At 54.7% G+C, this 17,461-nt stretch carries 20 protein-coding genes; all 20 read right to left on the minus strand.

What is annotated here, in order from left to right:
* Nucleotides 1-85: 85 nt before the first annotated feature.
* Nucleotides 86-427 (minus strand): phage tail protein, encoded by a 342-nt coding sequence (locus N879_RS04110; protein ID WP_009459055.1) that lies wholly within the window; start codon nucleotides 425-427, stop codon nucleotides 86-88.
* Nucleotides 427-3,741, minus strand: a complete 3,315-nt coding sequence (locus tag N879_RS04115) for a phage tail tape measure protein (RefSeq protein WP_009459054.1) — start codon at nucleotides 3,739-3,741, stop codon at nucleotides 427-429. Before N879_RS04115 ends, N879_RS04110 begins: the two co-directional genes overlap by 1 nt.
* 5 nt (nucleotides 3,742-3,746) lie before the next feature.
* Complete coding sequence (locus tag N879_RS20950; RefSeq protein WP_009459049.1) at nucleotides 3,747-4,049, minus strand: DUF1799 domain-containing protein; 303 nt, start codon at nucleotides 4,047-4,049, stop codon at nucleotides 3,747-3,749.
* A gap of 68 nt (nucleotides 4,050-4,117) precedes the next feature.
* The gene (locus N879_RS04120) at nucleotides 4,118-4,528 is read right to left on the minus strand and encodes a phage tail assembly chaperone (protein ID WP_009459048.1); all 411 of its coding nucleotides are present in this window, start codon (nucleotides 4,526-4,528) and stop codon (nucleotides 4,118-4,120) included.
* 24 nt (nucleotides 4,529-4,552) lie between these two features.
* On the minus strand, nucleotides 4,553-5,482 hold the full coding sequence (locus tag N879_RS04125; protein WP_009459047.1) for a phage tail tube protein: 930 nt from the start codon (nucleotides 5,480-5,482) through the stop codon (nucleotides 4,553-4,555).
* A gap of 215 nt (nucleotides 5,483-5,697) precedes the next feature.
* Nucleotides 5,698-6,117: a hypothetical protein gene (locus tag N879_RS04135; RefSeq protein ID WP_009459041.1), complete on the minus strand. Its 420-nt coding sequence runs from the start codon at nucleotides 6,115-6,117 to the stop codon at nucleotides 5,698-5,700.
* Nucleotides 6,114-6,440, minus strand: coding sequence for a head-tail joining protein (locus tag N879_RS04140; RefSeq protein WP_009459040.1), 327 nt, complete (start codon nucleotides 6,438-6,440; stop codon nucleotides 6,114-6,116). Before N879_RS04140 ends, N879_RS04135 begins: the two co-directional genes overlap by 4 nt.
* 1 nt (nucleotide 6,441) lies before the next feature.
* On the minus strand, nucleotides 6,442-7,440 hold the full coding sequence (locus tag N879_RS04145) for a major capsid protein (protein ID WP_009459039.1): 999 nt from the start codon (nucleotides 7,438-7,440) through the stop codon (nucleotides 6,442-6,444).
* Nucleotides 7,441-7,504: 64 nt separating this feature from the next.
* Complete coding sequence (locus tag N879_RS04150) at nucleotides 7,505-7,858, minus strand: head decoration protein (RefSeq protein WP_009459038.1); 354 nt, start codon at nucleotides 7,856-7,858, stop codon at nucleotides 7,505-7,507.
* A gap of 14 nt (nucleotides 7,859-7,872) precedes the next feature.
* On the minus strand, nucleotides 7,873-8,922 hold the full coding sequence (locus N879_RS04155) for a head maturation protease, ClpP-related (RefSeq protein ID WP_021446719.1): 1,050 nt from the start codon (nucleotides 8,920-8,922) through the stop codon (nucleotides 7,873-7,875).
* A gap of 20 nt (nucleotides 8,923-8,942) precedes the next feature.
* On the minus strand, nucleotides 8,943-10,451 hold the full coding sequence (locus N879_RS04160; protein ID WP_031232196.1) for a phage portal protein: 1,509 nt from the start codon (nucleotides 10,449-10,451) through the stop codon (nucleotides 8,943-8,945).
* Nucleotides 10,451-10,660 carry a phage head-tail joining protein gene (locus N879_RS04165; protein ID WP_009459028.1) on the minus strand — a complete coding sequence of 70 codons (210 nt, stop codon included), beginning with the start codon at nucleotides 10,658-10,660 and terminating at the stop codon, nucleotides 10,451-10,453. Before N879_RS04165 ends, N879_RS04160 begins: the two co-directional genes overlap by 1 nt.
* A complete protein-coding gene (locus N879_RS04170; protein ID WP_009459027.1) occupies nucleotides 10,660-12,717 on the minus strand; it encodes a phage terminase large subunit family protein in 2,058 nt (685 codons plus the stop codon). Before N879_RS04170 ends, N879_RS04165 begins: the two co-directional genes overlap by 1 nt.
* Nucleotides 12,717-13,208 (minus strand): terminase small subunit, encoded by a 492-nt coding sequence (locus N879_RS04175; RefSeq protein ID WP_009459026.1) that lies wholly within the window; start codon nucleotides 13,206-13,208, stop codon nucleotides 12,717-12,719. Before N879_RS04175 ends, N879_RS04170 begins: the two co-directional genes overlap by 1 nt.
* Nucleotides 13,205-13,984: a hypothetical protein gene (locus tag N879_RS04180; RefSeq protein ID WP_009459024.1), complete on the minus strand. Its 780-nt coding sequence runs from the start codon at nucleotides 13,982-13,984 to the stop codon at nucleotides 13,205-13,207. The genes N879_RS04175 and N879_RS04180 overlap by 4 nt, the downstream gene beginning before the upstream one ends.
* Before the next feature lie 449 nt (nucleotides 13,985-14,433).
* Nucleotides 14,434-15,147 carry a hypothetical protein gene (locus N879_RS04185; RefSeq protein WP_009459022.1) on the minus strand — a complete coding sequence of 238 codons (714 nt, stop codon included), beginning with the start codon at nucleotides 15,145-15,147 and terminating at the stop codon, nucleotides 14,434-14,436.
* Between the two features lie 7 nt (nucleotides 15,148-15,154).
* Nucleotides 15,155-15,547, minus strand: a complete 393-nt coding sequence (locus N879_RS04190) for a DUF1492 domain-containing protein (protein WP_021446722.1) — start codon at nucleotides 15,545-15,547, stop codon at nucleotides 15,155-15,157.
* 14 nt (nucleotides 15,548-15,561) lie between these two features.
* A complete protein-coding gene (locus N879_RS04195) occupies nucleotides 15,562-15,906 on the minus strand; it encodes a hypothetical protein (protein WP_021446723.1) in 345 nt (114 codons plus the stop codon).
* Nucleotides 15,903-16,610, minus strand: a complete 708-nt coding sequence (locus tag N879_RS04200; protein ID WP_009459019.1) for a hypothetical protein — start codon at nucleotides 16,608-16,610, stop codon at nucleotides 15,903-15,905. Before N879_RS04200 ends, N879_RS04195 begins: the two co-directional genes overlap by 4 nt.
* Entirely contained in the window at nucleotides 16,594-17,391 is a 798-nt protein-coding gene (locus tag N879_RS04205; protein WP_152978303.1) for a hypothetical protein, read from the minus strand. The genes N879_RS04200 and N879_RS04205 overlap by 17 nt, the downstream gene beginning before the upstream one ends.
* Nucleotides 17,392-17,461: the final 70 nt, after the last annotated feature.

Consider the following 17,461-nt stretch of genomic DNA (forward strand, 5'->3'; position numbering starts at 1 on the left):
CGATGTGGATAAAAAATATCATCCCAGCTACCTTTCTCGTTTCCACCAAACATGTAGCCTCCAATAAAAAACCGCTCAAAAGCGGTTAGGGTGCAAACCTTTCTTCAAACGTAGCTGACAGCGTGTATACATTCCCACCCATTGGCTGCAGCTTCACTTCCCGCACAATGAATAGCCCTGGCTCCAACTCCATCGGCGGCGTCCAACGGAAAGGTCGAAACCCAGCGTGCCGTCGCAAGAATTCGCGGATTGGTTTTATTTCCCCCTCAAGGCCCGAAAACTGCAAAGGCCATGTCCGCATCTCATTATTGATACCATCACCCACCTCTTGGACATACCCATCCCCAAGCTGGACGGAAAAGGTGCGAAACGCACTAGAGCCGTCCGGCCCTTTCATCGGGCACCATGTGAACTGTTCGTATGCCATCAGTTGAATACCCCTTGTTTAGCCTGCCATGCCAGCCCGCCTTGCCGCTGAGTCCGCACCTCACGCTCACGTATCTTCGCATCTACAAACTCACCAATCTCTTTGGCAAATTGCTGCCAACCATCGGGCGCACTGGTACGCCCCCCTCCAGCATCACCTGATGCATAAATCGTGATGTTTGGCGCTAGCGTCTCGCGGCCTCCAGAGGAGGGACTCATCAGCATTGGGTTTCCTGCCATTCCGCCAAGCGAATGCCCTGGCCCACGCAATGCACGGCGCAGCTCATTGAACCCAGATTCACCGCCAAGGGCGCGAATCTCATCCTGATTGAGAACCCCCTCACCTTTATGAACAATGCCGGCTGGCTCATAACGGCCACCGTCTCCGGTGTAGCCCCCCGAAGACAATGCCATCATTGGGCCAAATGTCGCACCTGCCCCACCACCCAGACTGCCCATCGCGAAATTCGGTGCCGCGCTGACCCCACTCAAGGGGCTGAAAAAACCTCCAATAGCACCGGCCAACGGCCCCGTAATTGACTGTTGAATTACGATTCGGACCATGTCCGCAATAATGCTGTCCGCTAAGCTAGCGAAGTCCAATTTCCCGGTGCGTACAAACTGCACCAATGAGCTCTCCATGCCCTGGAACACGTTGGAAACCATGTTTCCAACAGAGTCAAAGAGATTCGCAGCCTGATCCGCATAGTTTTGAAGTGCGCTACTTGCGCCTAGGCTCCAATCACCCTGCAGCTTTTTCAACTGAGCATAGTGATCCCGCACCATGATCAGTTCTTCGTGTAGCGATTCTTGAATCGCCTTCAACTCATCCGGACTTAAGCCATGAGGGGAGTTCTGCCGGTCTCGGATGATCTGTCGGTAACGCTCCTCCACCGACGACAGCGCCGAAAGAACACCGTTTGCCCAGTCCCCTTTCCCGAAAGCATCCAGCTCACGCATGAACTCACGCTGCGTGACGCTTTGCTCCTCCCTTAGTGTATTAAGGGTTTTCTCCAGATCAATTTGACGTTGCTTATCGTCCAGTTGCTTGGCAAGCCTCTTAGCCTCTTCCTCCAAAGGGCCCTTGCGAAACTTCACCGCCCCCGAAGAAATGTTTGCCAGCAGTTTTTCGTACTCAGTCTCTTTCCCTAACAGCGCCAGGCGTTCCTTCATCTGCTTCAGCAGGCGCTCGCCCTCGTCCTGCTTCTTAGAGCCTGCGCCCTTTCTGGTCAGTTTGGTATTGGCTGCAATGTTGTCCTGTATGGCCTTCACTCTGGCCAAGGCTTTTTCTTGAGCCTCCGCTCTTTTTTTCTCCCCGTGCTCGTCAGCAGACATGGCTGCCCAAATTGGATCAACTCCAAGAGCTATCAAGCGAGCATATTCAGCAGCCCTCTCAATGTTGGCAACTAACTGGACCTCCTGAGCCACTAACGACGAAAGCAGGGCCTTTGCTCCCTCTTGCGCCTTAGAGTCTTTATCTGCGGTGGCTTTCTGAAGCTTATTCGCTGTCTCGGCCATTCCTGCCAATACGCCAGCCAAAGCAGCTTGCTCGTCTGTCGCCCCACGAAGCCTCGCCCTATATTCCTCCGCTTGCTGGGCACTCATCCCAATGACATCAAGCGACTCTGTTAGACCGGAAATAAGTTTGCTGAAATCCGCCTCCGTAAGGCCCTTGAGCGAGTCCCCCAGTCCATCCAAGCCTGAGTCAGCTAGAATTCCCCGGATACGTTCCAGCTTCCGATTAAGATCCTCGACAGACTCTGCCCCTTCAGAAAGCCCCTGGGTCATCTCCCTCAGCTTAAGGACCACTGCAGCAGGCACTACGCCACGGAGTTTCTCCAACTCCTTTGCTAATCGCTCTGACTTCTCGGTTGCTCCATCGGCGGAGCTCACAATCTCATTGAAAGCAGCGGCAAACCGTTCGATGGGCTCACTGGCGCCCACCATCCCACCCTGATAAACCAAACCGGTAAGCTCGGACCGAATAGAGGCCATTGCATCTTTAACGATTGCCTCCTGCTCCCGCAGCTCCGTAGCAATGGAGAGCTCCATCCCTCGCTGCTGGGTCTTATTGAGCTTAGAAAAGTCTTCTTCTAGCTCTTTCAGAGGGCGCTTCGCAGCATTGATTGACCTAATCGAACTCTCGGTTGCATTGCCCCAATTCATCCATGCAATCGCACCAGCGCTCAGGGCCAGAGTCACCAAGCCTGCAGGACCACCTACTAACGACATCGCAGCGCTCGCTGTTCGCGCTGCCATCGCCATTGCACCGTAGGCAATCACCGCTGTCTGACTCGTGCCAGCAATCCCTGCCGAAAGCGCGATTAATGAACGCTGCTGCGCAATCGATGCCGTTGTGGTCACCCACAATGCCTTAGCCGCCTCGTACTGAGCCCCGACAAACCGTGCTGCGTGAACCGCGGCCACCAGACCAACAGCCGTGGCCAACAAATCAAAGTTCTGTGCCAGGAAATCAATACCAGCGGCGAGTGTCGCCGTGGCACCGATTGCCTCGTTATTTTTGCCAAGAAACTCCGTTGCAACGGCGGTCAGACGGCCAAAGGCGTCACGCACCGTCGTAGGCATCAACTCAACTTGCTTGATGACCTCGGCATTCCCTTCGACCAGCGCCTTTGCCAAGTTCTTAGCGGTCAGCTTCCCCTCTGCCCCAAGGCGACGAATCTCAGCTACGCTGCGCCCCATGGACTGCGCCAGCAAATCCACAATCGAAGGCATTGTGCTCAGAATCGTTCCCCAGCCGTTGGCATCCAGCTTGCCCTTCTGCATCGCAGTGGAAAGCGCACCAATGGCGGACTTGCCTTTTTCAGCGCTGGCTGCGTTCGTCACCAACAGGCCAGAAAAGGTATCGATTGCATCAATGGACTGGTCAAGCGAAAGCCCCAACTCCCGCAAGGGAGGAGACATATTGATAAAGCCTTCGCGGGTCTCAGCAAGCGATCGGTACGTGACAGCAGCAGACTTTGCCAACCGCTCCTGAGCGTGACCAAACTCGTCCGCACTGCGCGTGGCCATCTCCACTCGGCTCGCATACTGTCCCCATTCGTCCGCTGTATCAATCAGCTTCATGACCGAGAAGCCAGCCGCTACGCCCTTAATCAGACCCCGCACCTCTTCCAGTGCGCTAACCGCCCCTTTGGCTGAAGAGGCATACCCCTGATTGGCCGCCTTGGCCCGCTCCATACTCTTCTCGACCGCCGCACCGAAATTGCTGGCCGCCATGGAGCCGGTGGCAAAGGTCTGCTGGAGCTGGGAGGCGTTACCTTTGAGCGTTACGCCAATAACTCGATCTGTCATACCCGCTACTCATAAAAAACAGTTAGGGCCGCTCGTTCCATATCTTTGAGATACCGAAACACTCGGGCACGATTGCGCCTGGGAAACCCCAAAAGACGTAAAGTCGATTCAATTTCTGTGGAAGGCAGACCGAAGTAGAGAAGCTCCCCCATCGGAGGAGCGACTACAGTCCAACAGCTAGACAAGTGAAGGAAAGCCTCAACAATCGCTTCGTTTTCAGGCCACACTTCATAGTCGGTGCACTCTTCTTGCTGAACGCGTTGAATCACTGCATCAGGCGCACCGGCTGCTTTGAGCGCCTCAAGCACCAGGGCATCAGGCTCAAAATCCTCTGACTTCGAGCGCCAACCTTTTGCCCAGTGACGAGCGGCCTCAATTAGTTTTTTGCGCGGGCCCCAATGTGAGCGCTAAAGAAACCGTCAAACAAGGGCTGATGGAACTCGGGATACTCGGCGATCAGACCATCCAGTTCTTCATGCGAGAACGCCAGGTCTTTGCCGTCCTCGCCTTTAACGCCAACCCAGCCACACACATGGGCCTTGAAAAAGTCCTCGTCGGCGACATAGGGCCATTCTTTCGGCTTACCACCTTCTTCAGCGATTGGCTCCAGACCGGCATTTTTTCGTGCCAAGTTACGAGCAGCCGCAATAAGGCCTTGCAGCTCAGGCCGTTTCGAGCGCTTGTACTGGGCGATAAATTCCAGTTTTTGCGTTTTACCTTTCTCGTCATAGACAGTGATGGACACGGGGTAACCCACCACAGGGCGCTGGGCGATTTTGAAACTCATGATGACCTCGGAATGAAAGTAGGTTTACGAGACGACGATCTTGATATCGTCATTGCCCTGGCCAGGCTGCAGGCTCATGTTCATGCCCAACATGGCCACGTTGTCAGCTTCCGAGTACGAAGGTTCAGACAGTTGCGCCCCAGGTGCGCTGAGGGTGACGATGTTGCCCGGCTGCGTGCCATGTGTGATTGAAAGCGGCTGCAGGACAGCGTTTCGTACCATTTCAGGCCAGTTCAAGTCTGCAATCTTGGGCAGCTCCAACGAGATCTGACCGGTGGGCTGACGATCCGTAATTTCCGCGCCTTCGCAGCTAATCAGGGATCGCCAAACCAGTGAGTTGGCCAGATCCAAATTCAAGGACTGCAAGCAACCGCTGTACCCGCCCAGGCTCCACTGTGGAGTGTTCTTTTTGTTCACACCCAGCGGAGTCTGGAAAGCACTGAAGTCCACATCAGTGGGCGCGGCTTGATCGGTAATCGGGTGGTACACGCCCATAAATCGGAAGCGCATGAACGGAATGCCTTTGGCACTGATATCAAAGGACACTGTGCCCCGCGCATCAGTGATCTTGTGGAACAAGCCATCAAGGTAGTAATGCAACGTCAGCATCTCGAAATCGTCAGACACCGGCGTGTAGACCACTTCTGCGTCTTCAACAACTTCAGCAAATCCGCAGCCTCGCAACAGGCCGCCCCATGCAGGGGCCTTGCCTGGCGTACCCGAACCGGCCAACTCCACTTCGCCCTCGATCTGCGTGTACACCGTAGTCACGATTTGACCCGCGTTGCCCATATAGGGACGCAGCAAGGCACGCTCTACGGTTTCTGTGCTCAACGGTGTGGCCGTAAGATTGCGCAGCAGAATCGAATCTGTTGCGCCGGTCGGTACCGCCTCTGTACCTGCTGCAGTCTGCAGCTTGGCCATCAACAGTGTTTTCTTGGCAGACTTAGCCATGAACTACCCCTTTTGAGTTGGCGTCAGCACGCAGTCTTTACACGTTTCCGTGTACTGGACCCGCTTCAGAACGCCAGTTTGCTTGTTGCGAACGTAGCTCCCACCACGGCCAGGACTCTGAGCTGCTGCCACAGGCCCGGCCGCATGCACCGAATCTGGAGGCAACACTTCAGCCTCCCGCTCAGCCACGGGACTTGTTTCTTTCATGATTGCTCCTACTCGCTGAGAGAGTCGTCAGCGGTTTGGTAATAGAACAGGTAGCGCTTTGTGATCACCTGCCGCTCCAGATCGCCATTGGCGTAGCGCGGCTCATCGGTGCGCAGCTCTTGGACCTGCACAAGGCCTGGGCCAGAAAAACTCATCACAATGGGATGGGCTGCCCCAAAGATCGACTCCGACAAATCAAGCCCGTTATCACCTGCTGTATGCACCAGTAGGTGGATCTCACGAACCCGGTTTACGCGGGGCGTCGCCCCCTCGGTCACCGTTTCCGAGCCGGGCTGGACAGTGATAACCCTGTCCTGGACAAATGTATGGGCGCGTACAGGCGAGTCTTCTACCTTGGCAGGGAACCCAGGCGCGGCACGCAGTGCGGCTCGCACGCCTTCGACATACAACTGAACTCGTGTTTTCACTTGATGATCCCCAGCTCTGCTCTGGTCCAGTAGCCGTCACCTTGGACCAACGGCTCCTGCTTCACGCGGAAGTCCTGAAACTGCCCCTTGGAGACTTCCACTCGCAGCACTTCGGCATACTCAAGTGCAGGTTGTAAATCGGATGTGGTGAACTCAATCGAGTACTCAGTGGTGTGAACATCGCCATCAAGAACAATCTGCTGTGGGCGATCAAAGCGAGCCTGAAACGGCTTACTTGCGGGCTGTCCGTCGACCAGGCGAACAACGGTTTGACGCATGCCCGCCCGGTCGAAAGCCCGATCAAAGACCGAGTTGTCCCACATATCAGGCTCGCAGCAGCTTGATAATGGCCTTAGGTCGAGTAGAGATATGCAATGGGTTGGACTGACTTTCAATCTCCAATCCCTTACCCATCCGCAAGGGCTCCACACGGCTGTAGTACGGCAAGCCGTCTGTATTCACAGTTTCCATGTAATCGGCAGGTGCGAATCGTGTGATGAAGAAATCGGGCACGCCCTCAGGGAAAGCGTAGGCCTCGTCATCACCCACAAACGGTTTGCCAGCTACACGACCACGATAGCGCTCGAAAGTAATACCGCCGAGTTCAAAACTGTCAGGCGCTTTGCCGCGCAGCTCAGCCGCCTGCTGAGTATTCAGAAATGTCTCGCGCACGCTTTTGTGCTCGATCAGTGAGTTCCAGAAATTTTTGCCGCACAGGGCCCGAGCTCCCTGCATCGGCGCGGCACCTAAAGCTTCTTCAATCTTGTCCAACACGTCGGAACACTTAGTGCGTACGATGGTGCCGGCAGTACCGAGCTCCATGTTGTACTCGGCCTGAGTGATGCCAAACGTATCGTAAATATCCAAAAGGACCGTCTTGCCATCGGAATCAAGAATTTTCCCCTTAATGGCACCTAAGCGATGGTGCTCATGGGTCATATCCAGCTGAAGACGGTGTTTCTTCAAGTATTTCTGTACACGCGACTCTGCCGTCTCCAGCTCGGACTCGGAGCCGAACGCACGAATCCCTTGGATCTCGTCGGCCATCATGGTCGAGCGCTCTGGCAAGTGCACCGTGTTGATTGGGATAATCCGTCGACCCGCCAAAGTCACGGACGAACCGTCACTACCGCGCGGCTTGGCAGCGACCAACCCGACAGTCTGACCGTCATACTCGATTTGTGCGACAACCGTCGGAATGCCCTCTTCCGCGAACAGGCCCAGAGCGCCGATGCGGCCAGGCACATAAGGGGTCTCGTTAATAGCAGCGGTCAGGTTAGGGACGGAGAACGCCTCATCCTGAAAAATATTGATATTTGCCATTACGGCTCCTGAAAATAAAAAAAGACCGCTAGGCGGCCTGGAGTTTGTTTGCGATAGGTTGAAGTTAAATGCGAACGATCACGCCGACTTCTTGCAAGTCCGTGGTCGCATCAGCATCCAGGCCAAAAAGCAGCTCACCAGCCACCTCAGCATCGCGCCGAATAACCACCACAGCCTGGGGTTCATCGGATGCGGGGACATTGGCATACAACACCCCGACCGCTTTGACAGGGGAGTCCGGCTCATCGCCCTTACCCGCAAATGGCACGTAGCGGCCATCAGCGTTCAATGCCAGGATTTGGCCGGCATAGATCGCGGTTGCAGTAGGTGCCATCTCTCCCGTCTCGCGAGAGCGGGAACCATTGGCTTCTGACAGCAGGAAATCTGCCGTACGGGGTTTCTGTTCAATAAAAGGCATGTGATTACTCCTGGTTATGCGGAGAGGGCTTTACGCTTGGCGTAGATCGCCTGAGGATTCGGCCCGCTCCGCTCCGGGACCGATGAACTATGGGAGGGCTGGTCGCGCTGCAAATTGCTGATATCAATTGAGTCCGCCGCAGTCACTACATGCTCAAAAAGTCGAGCACGCACCTGCTCGACCGACAAACCTGCTGACACGAACTCTGTCGCCTTGTCCTGCAGCTTGACCGATGCACACAAGACAGCGATTTGTTCTGCGGCTTCTAGGCGAGCGGTTGCCGCGTCTGCGCCCCCCAGCCCACCCGACAACAAAACAGCCTCAGCCAATTGAGGGATTCCGCGCTCACGACTTTGCGCATAGATCTTGGCAGCAAGAGTTGCTGCATCCTGAGGGGCTGGAGGCGTTAGTTCTGGTTCTGCGGCAGCATTAGCCGCCGCCAAAAGCTGAGTTCTTAGCGCAGCAGGAACATCCCTCATGCGATCCAAGGCGTCTTCAATGTTCGCGGATGCAACCAGCTTTACAGGCTCTTCAATAGCCGTGCAAAACCCTAGTGCCTGCGCATCTAGAGCGGTCATCCACGTTGTTGCATCCATCATTTCAACGACACTTTCTTCTGACTGACCGCTTCGGCGATATGCGGACACAATGCCTTCCCGAACCTTATCCATCATCTCTGCCGTATCGCGCAGATCATCTGCGGTACCTGCCGCAATCGTCCAGGCGTTATGCACCATTAGCGTGGCGTTCTCAGGCATGATCCGCTCGTCACCCGCCATAAATATCAATGACGCCGCCGAAGCGGCCACGCCATCTACTCGAGTTTCCACCGGCAGCTCATGGCGCATTAGCTCGTTAAAGATTGCATTTGCAGCAAACACATCACCACCAAGACTATTGATCGGCACAACAATTTTGCTTGCGCCGACAACAGCCGCGGCCAGTTCTTCGCAGAACTGATTGGCGGTTTTCCCCCAAGGACCAATTTCATCGTAGATGCGCACCTGAGCGACTTTCTTCTGACCCGCTCCCTTTGCTTTGATTGAGTACCATTTTTTAGCCATATCGGCTCCTAAAAGTTAAGTCAGGCCCCAGAGGGGTCATCATCACGTTCACTTGGGTCGCCAAGCCCTACGCCTTTGTTTCGTGCATGGCGTGAATCACTGTCCAGGCTCAAGCTGTCGGAATCAGCTTGATCGTTATCAGCACGAATTTGAGCCGCTACCTCCTCGGGGTCTTCGCCCTGCGAGAGGATGATTGCGGACCGCGACGTAAAGCCAGCCCTCACCGCATCGGTATTCGCCTTTACGTCCTGCACGGGATTGAAGTAAGCCCACCCTTGAGGAACCCAGAGCACACGCCGAAACAGCCGACGCTCTAAGTACTTCATCGGCATAATTCCCGACAGCGCGATAGCGTTAATCCAGGCGTTCCAGATTGGGCGACACCATTGGTGGATAAATACCCCCCACTGGTACTGCTCAACTTGGCGGTGAAACTCGTTCACCACGACGCGCAGAGTCCTATCGCTTACATTGCGCAGGTCCCCAGTCGTCTCATATGGCATGCCGACGGATGCAAATGCGGCCATCAATTGCTGCCGCATGAACTCCGCGTAGTTGTCGGGCGCCCCAGGCGGCGACGCAAACTTAATATCTGTCCCATGAGGCAATGAGGTGACAGACCCCGGCTCCATACCAATCAGCGGTACACCGTCGGCATCAGGCTCTATGCTGGGATCAGCAAAACTGCTTGGGTCTGGCCCCTCGCTCTCATCTTCTTTTGTGACGACATAACCGGCAAACAGATTCGACACTTCCTGTCGGAATGCAACGGCATCATCAAAGTTATCTAAGGTTTTCAGTCGCAGAAGAACCGTGGCGAGCTCAGATACACCTCGCACTTGGCCTGGCCGAAGGACCGGATATGCGTGAACAACCATATCGGCAGGTACCGGACGTAAAGCTCTACTCCTGAGCCCGCCTGGCTCTGCAGGATGCCGATCCCACAAGTGGTAGTTCACACGCCGACCAATGCGGTCAAACTCCACGCCATTCACAATTTCATGGCCATTTGCCAGACTTCTCGTTTCCTCAACTGGCAGGAAGTCCCCTTCAAACTGCTGAATCTGCATGGGGACAACGAGGTCATCCTCCGGCCTACGCATACGAATCCGCCCCAGGGCCTCACCGTCGATAAACAGGCACCTGGCTGCCAAGGCTTGCTGCCCATAAAAGCCAAGCAGCCCGTCGGCATCAGACTCACCCACCCAATCCGACCATAATTCCTTAAGCGCCTTACGCACTCCCCGGTCAGGATGTCGAGGGTATGGTTGAATTCCTGTCCCTATAACGTTCGAGACCCAACGAGCTGCCGCTGTTTTTGCCCAAGGATCATTACGTACAGCATCCCGAGCTCGCCTGCGAATAGTTCCAAGATTGCCCGTAGCAGCGCTATTGGGGCCAGCCGCCGAAGGGTTCCAGCTCTTGGAGCGGCTCCCCGTGGCGCTACCACCCTCATAAGCGGAAGATGAGGCAGCATTTAAACGGGTAGGTAACACGAAACCGGCCTGCTGCAATGTTTGATACCGCATCAGACCCCCTTTCCTTTATTCCGAATGCGGAACACCCAAGGCTTGCGTCTGCCGCTCTCAGCATTGAGCTCAGCGACGATGTGCTGTTTTGCCCGAATCAGATCATTAACCGAGGGATACTGAACCTCCTTATCCCCATAGCGAACTTTCAGCACACCGCTGGCAATCGCTTTGTTCACTGCCTCCAAATCTTCACGCGTATACGCCATCAGCGTCTGCTCCGTAAGTAACTTGATGACCCCGTTCTCACCGCAGCCCGCCTGACACCAGTGGCCGGTTGTGTTCGTGGCTTAGAAACAGAAACGCCCGCAGTTGCGGGCGTTTTCTGTGGAGTTTCGGTGGGGCCTGGATCGTCGCCAGGCTCGTCAACGCCGAGCTTCTCAGCGAAGTTCGCCCACCATTTGTCTGTCTTTCTGGCCAATTCAAGGTGAGCCTCAAGCCAAAGCGCATAGACACAGCAGTCGAGCACTTCGTTTCGCTTACGAATTGGCGTCCATACTGAACGTGAGCCGAATGCGGTACGACGCACCGCTCGAACTTCAGCGGCAAACTGCCTGAACCACTCTTGCGACATATCTGCCGCTAAGTGAACATAGCCTCGACCCGGCTCTTCAACCTGCAGTCGCCCAAACAAAAGATCCTTGGCCATATTGGTGCCGACGTACCAAAGCCGCACACCTTTCTTGACACGCTTCCCGCGCCAGTCGATGTCCACTTGTGTGACACCATCCTTGATGTGCTTCTCACCCGTCGGCCGCCCCCGGATCGCATATACCCGGCGTGCACGATTCTTCCGAGCATATTCATAGACAGCATGAGAGTGGTGGCCGCCCGTATCGATGGCGGTAGCGTAGATTGGCATCTGTTGCCCGCCCTCATGCAAATATCGGCGTTCAAACAGCAGCTCATCCAGCCTGGTCCACACTTCGTCCTCAGACGGGTTCCCAAATAGGATTTGGTGGTCTACGACCCACATTTCCCCGCCCTTACCTACTCCCCATACCCCAACCTCAATACGGTTGCCCTGTATGTCAGCCCCCGCCAGCAACAGCATGCATCGCTTGGGGACCAACCCATCATCAAGGCCAGGAGAGCGGTAGCCTTCAACTTCAGCTCGGCGCTGCAGCTCATCGGACTCCATGCGTTCAATTTCACCCTCCCAGGTGCGACCGAGTGTGGTGTTCCAGAAGGTACGCAGCTCCTCATCCTCACCAGTGGATGCTTTTTCGTGGGCCTCCAGAAACTCCTTAACGATCTTGGACCATGAAACCAACGGGCTATATGCGGTCCAAACGTGGAAAGCAACACGCAGATGCGGCTGGATTAAATTACCTTCTGAGTCTCGGAACACGCCATCTTGATCAATGGTCGTCCCATCATTCCCAACCCAGATACCGCGCTCTGCAGCAGCTAAATACTCACCTTGAGTCGCCAAGGCACCGCAATGCGGGCAAAGATGGCGCACCGTTTCAGGATCACCATCAACCCACTTGAAGCCATGGGGCTCACCCTTCCCGCCCCACTCCAAGTCATGGAGCTCGTCACAATGGGCACAAGGGATATGGTAGGTATAGCGAGCGTCTGCCCCCTCTGCCCGCTTTTCCATTAAGCACAGGCCTTTGATCTTCGGTGTGGAACCGACGACCAACTTGGGGAATGTCGCCCCCTCCAAACGCTTCAGTGCGAGCTTGCCGGGATCGCCTTCCCCATCAATATTGCTATCGAAAGAACTGAACTCGTCCAAATACCCAACGCTGACCGACAAGCGACGGTAGTTATCTGCTGACTTCCCCCCGCGCAGGTGAAGCATGCTGCCAATGAACTTCTTTACCAGCAGCGTATTGTCTTTGTGCCTGGCCTCCCGCATTGGGAATATAGGATGAAGCACAGAGACGTCACGAATCATCGTGTCCAGCTCAGTTTTTACAAACTCATCCCGCGCTGAATCGGTAGGCTGCCACAGCACCTGGTTGCGTCGCCTATGCTCCGCAAAGTACCCAACCGCCGCCAGCAAGATCTTGGTATAACCAACCCGCGCCGATTTGATGACATCCACCTCATGAACATCATCACTACCGATACAGGCCAGAATGCCACGCTGAAACGGCCAGGCTTCCCAACGCTGCTCCACATATGAGGACTCAGCTGACAGATAAAAGTGACTTTCAGCCCACTCCCGCAAAGAGATAGGCTCTTGTGCGGCGAAGCCGGCCAGGCCACGGCGCAAAGCGCGTGCAATCGCTGCTCGATTCTGCGTGACCAGCATTATTTCGCCTCATTTTCGTCTGCCTCGACATCCTCCAGGTTCAGATTTGCAACCGCGTTGCGGGCCTTCGCAATTTCTCGCCTGACGAAACCTATGTCAGAATCCGTCAGTGACGGTATGCGGCGTTTTAAAGATGCCGGTATCGTGTCGAGCTGTGCTGCGATCTTTCCGCCTGCCCGCACGAGCACCTCCTCCAGCACAGCAACAGGAACAAGCTCCCCTTTTTTGACGTTGTTTTCCATCTCGATCTTGTCTGCCTGGGCTGACGCCAGACGCGCTTTCTCAAGGACCAGATCAATTGAGTTATCAGACTGACGGGTACGACCAGCCGCTATCTCACGCAAATGCCCGCAGTACGACAAGAGCCAATTTCCGGCGTTGTCGCCTACAGTTAAGACACCTTGAGCAAGCAGGCCACTGACAGCAGGCTGGGTAATGCCCACAATTTGAGCAAACCTGGCCTGGGTGATTTTTTTATCTGGATCAATCATCGCGCTGTGGCCATGGCCTGCTCAAAAGCCTGGGTGAACTCATCCTCAAACCGCTTTCCATACACCTCATCAGCGGTCTCATAAAAGGGTAGACGCTTCGTATAGTTCACGTTCTCGACGTGTAGCAGCACCGGCGCTACATCAGCCCCATGGGTGCCTGTCTTGCGCCACACACCAGCCGGTAAATGCTGCGTCCGGTTCCCCGATACCGTGCCCTTCCCCCTGGAAATGAAGTACACGACTCCATTGATGCGACGGTAGCCAGCTTCACTACGCCGTACCTTCGCGGTACGTGCACGGCTCTTATCTGTCGCATTCGCCCGATATCCCTGCTCACCAAAGGCCTGCAAGTAGGACAGCAACTTAACGATCTGACCGCGTGACATATTGCCGTATGCATCTTGATCGGCACCGCCAGCAGGAACGTAGTAACCGCTCGGGCCAATCCGGCCTAAAGCATTTTCGAATCGCTTTTGGCGACGCTTGCCGCCATCGACCTGGGGACGCAGATATTTACTTGCCGCTGTCCCCTTGCCTGCAAAGTCTTTATAAGCAACGGACGCTGTCAGGTTCTGTTTTGTAGCCCGCTGCAACCGCAGCGAGCGCAACGTATACGGCGTTGGACGATCAAACACTTGTCCCATCTGCTCAACAAGTGCTTTTTGAATTGCTGATGCCGTCCTATTAAGTGCCAGTGACGTCGCGTAAGGCACTTGGCGTTCGCCACGGCTGAGCCACCGAGCGCCCTCTTTTGCGGTGCTGGTGTATTCGAGCATAGGATGTCCCAAAAAATATAACCCTCCTCGAAAAATATAACCCCCCCTCTTTTAAGGGAGGCCATTTTTTCAAGGAAGGCGCATGTGCATTAGCTTTGGAGGGAAAAAAATATAACCCCCCCATTGAAAAAACTCGTGAACAGCGAGAGCTCGGGGTTCGAATCCCCCTTACCGGGTCTAATGCCCTAGGGGCCCCCGGCTTTTCCCAAACAAAAGGGCCGCTCCAAAAAGGAACGGCCCTAGACCAGCAAGGCTTTCCCACCCTCTCGGGCTCGGCATCTACCGATTTAAGTATGCTTGGCCTTCAAGCAGAAACAAAAAGCCCCACCATCACTGGCAGGGCTCCTTCCGTCAGGCTGAGCAATATCCAGCCTACGGGATTTATTCTGATTGAGTATAGACACTTCGTCAACGTGTCTAGACAAAATAGTTTGATATACCTACGCAACTCACTTAATTTTGCTTACAGCCCAAACCAAGTACTGCTTCACTACGTTTAAGCCATATACCTCACTAACTTGATCTTTATTGTTCTTATATGGCCAGCCAATATAGCGGGTCGCCACCTTATCCCCATCCTTGATCGAAGCTAGTATGTTTTTGCTTTGGCTCTTTGAAAACCCACTTGCCTCTCCGGCCGTAACTACTTGCCCGTTATCAATACGTATAGATATATTGCTACCCGGATATTTATCACCCATCAAGTCAACCAAGAACCCGTCGCTCTTCGAGTAAAACACCAACAGATCTCCTCTGTTTGCACGGCAAGTTACGTGGTCATTCATGGCATCCTTATTGCATGATATTGACCAATTCATCCCATCAAATCGGAGATACGACAAATCATTTTCGGCATCTCCAGCTATTCTTCCACTGCCATCTGAGTGATAAAATAGATACTTAGCCCCATCCTTTTCCCCCTCTTCTTTGATTGACAATCTCTTGCCACCGCCCAAGGCATCCTCTTCCGACCGAATCTTCTTGGAGGAATCAGAAAAACTGTGCTCCTCCGAGATTAGATCGCTCGCATAAGTCGATGACGTAATAAAAGAAAATGCCGCGACAGCCGCGCAAGCAGATAGCGCTTTAAAGCCTTTCATCCTATTCCCCAGTGCAAAAGAATAGGAAATAGTAACAACCCATAGGTATAAAGCGCCACCCATGCCCAAACTACGTGCCTCGCGCTGCAGCCCCCTGTTGAGCTATCGATACACCAGGTGGCACAAACCCCATCTGAAACGCCAGCTGCTTTGTGGCAAACTCCAGCCGGAAATAATACAGCGCTCTGGAGATACTCAGTCGTTCCAATTTCTCCTTGATAGTCCCTGGCCGGACATAATGCATGGACAGGATTGCTCGATATTCCGGGTGTATAGCATTTACCTCCAGGTCCAAGCGCTCTACTTCTTTATCGGACACAAACTCTGATGGGTCCATGTGAGTACCGCCATCCACGCGCATGACCATGAAAGCGGCTTTCTTCGGATAACCCAATACACTCCGGTTCTCCCCCCGCTTCCAGCGCCCCCACTCGCCCAACAAGATTTCAATCTGTGATTTCATATGCAGCCGCCCCCTTAAAACTGCTCGATAGCCCAGCCGCCACCGGCTTTCTTTGTTTGCGCCTTTACAGCTACAAATCGGAATGGATACATATCCGCTGCAATCTTGATCTTTGCTCGGGCATCATCCATCCAGAACCCCTTAACCTCATGCGCCTCCATCACCCCGTCAGACAACATCAGCACAAAGTCGGGTGTATAGAACGTGTTATCTGCCAGCCGGAACTTCAACCCCTCAAACTTGAACCAAGCAATCTCACCAGCTTGCTTTAACTGCTCCAAACGTTTTGCGTAGGCCGCTTCCGTCTGGTTCATCCGACCTACCTTCAATCGCCCTAACGCCTGCAATCCCTTCTTCATGCCGCCTCTCCTACTGCTGCCTGGGCCATACGAACAATGGTGGGGGTGCGGCCCCTCGGATCACCCATGATTTCTTTTGCCCATTTTTTGTGGTCTTTGCCTTTACGGCTGATAGCTCGCTGAGCCATTTCACGCATGGCCTTTGTCCCCTGTTCGCTTTGAGCCGTGCTCGATGGTGCAGGCAGCGCAGGTGCCGGGTCTGGAATATCAGGCCACGCCCCTAGGGCCAACTGGGCATGGAGTGCTTTCTTCCAGCGCCCTTCCATCTGCTGGTAGGCTTGGTTCAGCAGATCAAACCGGCCAACAGCTGCAGCTGCATAAAAGATCGCAGGGTGTGACCAGTCGCCACGTTCACCACGCTCTCGCGCTTGCATGCCGCGCACTGCTTCGAAGAACGCCACATCCGGCTCCAGGTAGGGACGGCAGGCCCGCAAGAACTCAGTCAGGCTTGGTGGCCAGTCGTACATGCGTCGGCTGTTTTGAATGCCCAGGGCAACATCCACCGGCACAATGCCTTCCTCATCGAATGCTTCTGCCCAGGCTTGTTCCCAGTTCGACATGGCCGCTTCACCCACAAAGTTGGATTTCCACTTGCCGGGGTACAGGCCATCCATGCGAGCGTACAGGTGCTCCATCAGCGTTTTGCCATCCAGCTTGGGTACTGGCATTAACCAGGCACTCTCGCGCTCAAACGTCGACAACATCTCCACCTCCTTGGCTTCCCTTCATCCGATCTTTGCGGCGCTGCTCCAGGAACGCATTCGGGTCGAACTTCCCACCCCGAGCCACTTGCCCGCCCCCTTGCTGGTCCTGCGGCAAGCCCCGCGTTAGCCAGTCGGCTTTTCCTCCCCGCCAGCCGCGCAACATGCACTCGGCCAGAAAGTCGTCAACACTGAACCCGGCAGCCTGGGCTTTATGCGCTTCCACCCCCAAGCGATTTGCAGCGGTCTGGGTCAGCGGTGCTTTGATCGCTTTGCGGTGCTGCAGGTAATCAGCCCAGACTTCTGGCGACGGATTGACAGGCCAGTGCTCAAAGCTGAACGAAGGCGGGTTTTCTTTTTTGGTATTTTTTTCTTCTGTAGTCTCTGTAGTAATCTCTGTCTTTATTAACGAACTGCGCTTTGGGTGGTTCGGGGATGGCGCTTTGGGGGTTTCGGTATTTGCGCTTTCGCTATTCCCGAATTGCGTTTGCGCGTTTAGGGAATCGACGTTTTGTTGTTCGGGGTTTTCGGTGTCAGCCGCCCCCGCAACCAACCGATTAAAAGCAGCACGGTCCAGCTTGAAGTACAGCTTGTGCTCTATGCGCTTGTGGGTCTCGGTGATAAGGCCACGGTCGCGTAACTGGCGACGTGCTGTCGTCTGCTCGCGAACGGACAAACCTGTTTCTGCCTCCCACTGTTCTGCGGTCTTGTACACACCCAGCTCGGCGTCTTCCATGCGCTCGTCCCAGTAGATGAGCTGAGACAAAAAGATGGCGGCATTCACGCCCCCTACCATTCGAGCCAAGGCGGGGTGATAGGCGATTGGGCGCCCTATCGTACGCATCAGGTCAGAT

Source organism: Alcaligenes sp. EGD-AK7, assembly GCF_000465875.3.
Classification (GTDB): Bacteria; Pseudomonadota; Gammaproteobacteria; order Burkholderiales; family Burkholderiaceae_B; genus Alcaligenes; species Alcaligenes phenolicus.

Excerpts from the sequence above, each read along its gene's own strand:
- N879_RS04115 (WP_009459054.1), bottom strand. The coding sequence starts at position 3,741 with ATGACAGATCGAGTTATTGGCGTAACGCTCAAAGGTAACGCCTCCCAG.
- N879_RS04120 (WP_009459048.1), bottom strand. The coding sequence starts at position 4,528 with ATGAGTTTCAAAATCGCCCAGCGCCCTGTGGTGGGTTACCCCGTGTCC.
- N879_RS04150 (WP_009459038.1), bottom strand. The coding sequence starts at position 7,858 with ATGCCTTTTATTGAACAGAAACCCCGTACGGCAGATTTCCTGCTGTCA.
- N879_RS04185 (WP_009459022.1), bottom strand. The coding sequence starts at position 15,147 with ATGGGTGGCGCTTTATACCTATGGGTTGTTACTATTTCCTATTCTTTT.
- N879_RS04110 (WP_009459055.1), bottom strand. The coding sequence starts at position 427 with ATGGCATACGAACAGTTCACATGGTGCCCGATGAAAGGGCCGGACGGC.
- N879_RS04140 (WP_009459040.1), bottom strand. The coding sequence starts at position 6,440 with ATGTGGGACAACTCGGTCTTTGATCGGGCTTTCGACCGGGCGGGCATG.
- N879_RS04170 (WP_009459027.1), bottom strand. The coding sequence starts at position 12,717 with ATGCTGGTCACGCAGAATCGAGCAGCGATTGCACGCGCTTTGCGCCGT.
- N879_RS04200 (WP_009459019.1), bottom strand. The coding sequence starts at position 16,610 with ATGTTGTCGACGTTTGAGCGCGAGAGTGCCTGGTTAATGCCAGTACCC.
- N879_RS04165 (WP_009459028.1), bottom strand. The coding sequence starts at position 10,660 with ATGGCGTATACGCGTGAAGATTTGGAGGCAGTGAACAAAGCGATTGCC.
- N879_RS04155 (WP_021446719.1), bottom strand. The coding sequence starts at position 8,922 with ATGGCTAAAAAATGGTACTCAATCAAAGCAAAGGGAGCGGGTCAGAAG.
- N879_RS04180 (WP_009459024.1), bottom strand. The coding sequence starts at position 13,984 with ATGCTCGAATACACCAGCACCGCAAAAGAGGGCGCTCGGTGGCTCAGC.
- N879_RS04145 (WP_009459039.1), bottom strand. The coding sequence starts at position 7,440 with ATGGCAAATATCAATATTTTTCAGGATGAGGCGTTCTCCGTCCCTAAC.
- N879_RS04190 (WP_021446722.1), bottom strand. The coding sequence starts at position 15,547 with ATGAAATCACAGATTGAAATCTTGTTGGGCGAGTGGGGGCGCTGGAAG.
- N879_RS04125 (WP_009459047.1), bottom strand. The coding sequence starts at position 5,482 with ATGGCTAAGTCTGCCAAGAAAACACTGTTGATGGCCAAGCTGCAGACT.
- N879_RS04160 (WP_031232196.1), bottom strand. The coding sequence starts at position 10,451 with ATGCGGTATCAAACATTGCAGCAGGCCGGTTTCGTGTTACCTACCCGT.
- N879_RS04175 (WP_009459026.1), bottom strand. The coding sequence starts at position 13,208 with ATGATTGATCCAGATAAAAAAATCACCCAGGCCAGGTTTGCTCAAATT.
- N879_RS04195 (WP_021446723.1), bottom strand. The coding sequence starts at position 15,906 with ATGAAGAAGGGATTGCAGGCGTTAGGGCGATTGAAGGTAGGTCGGATG.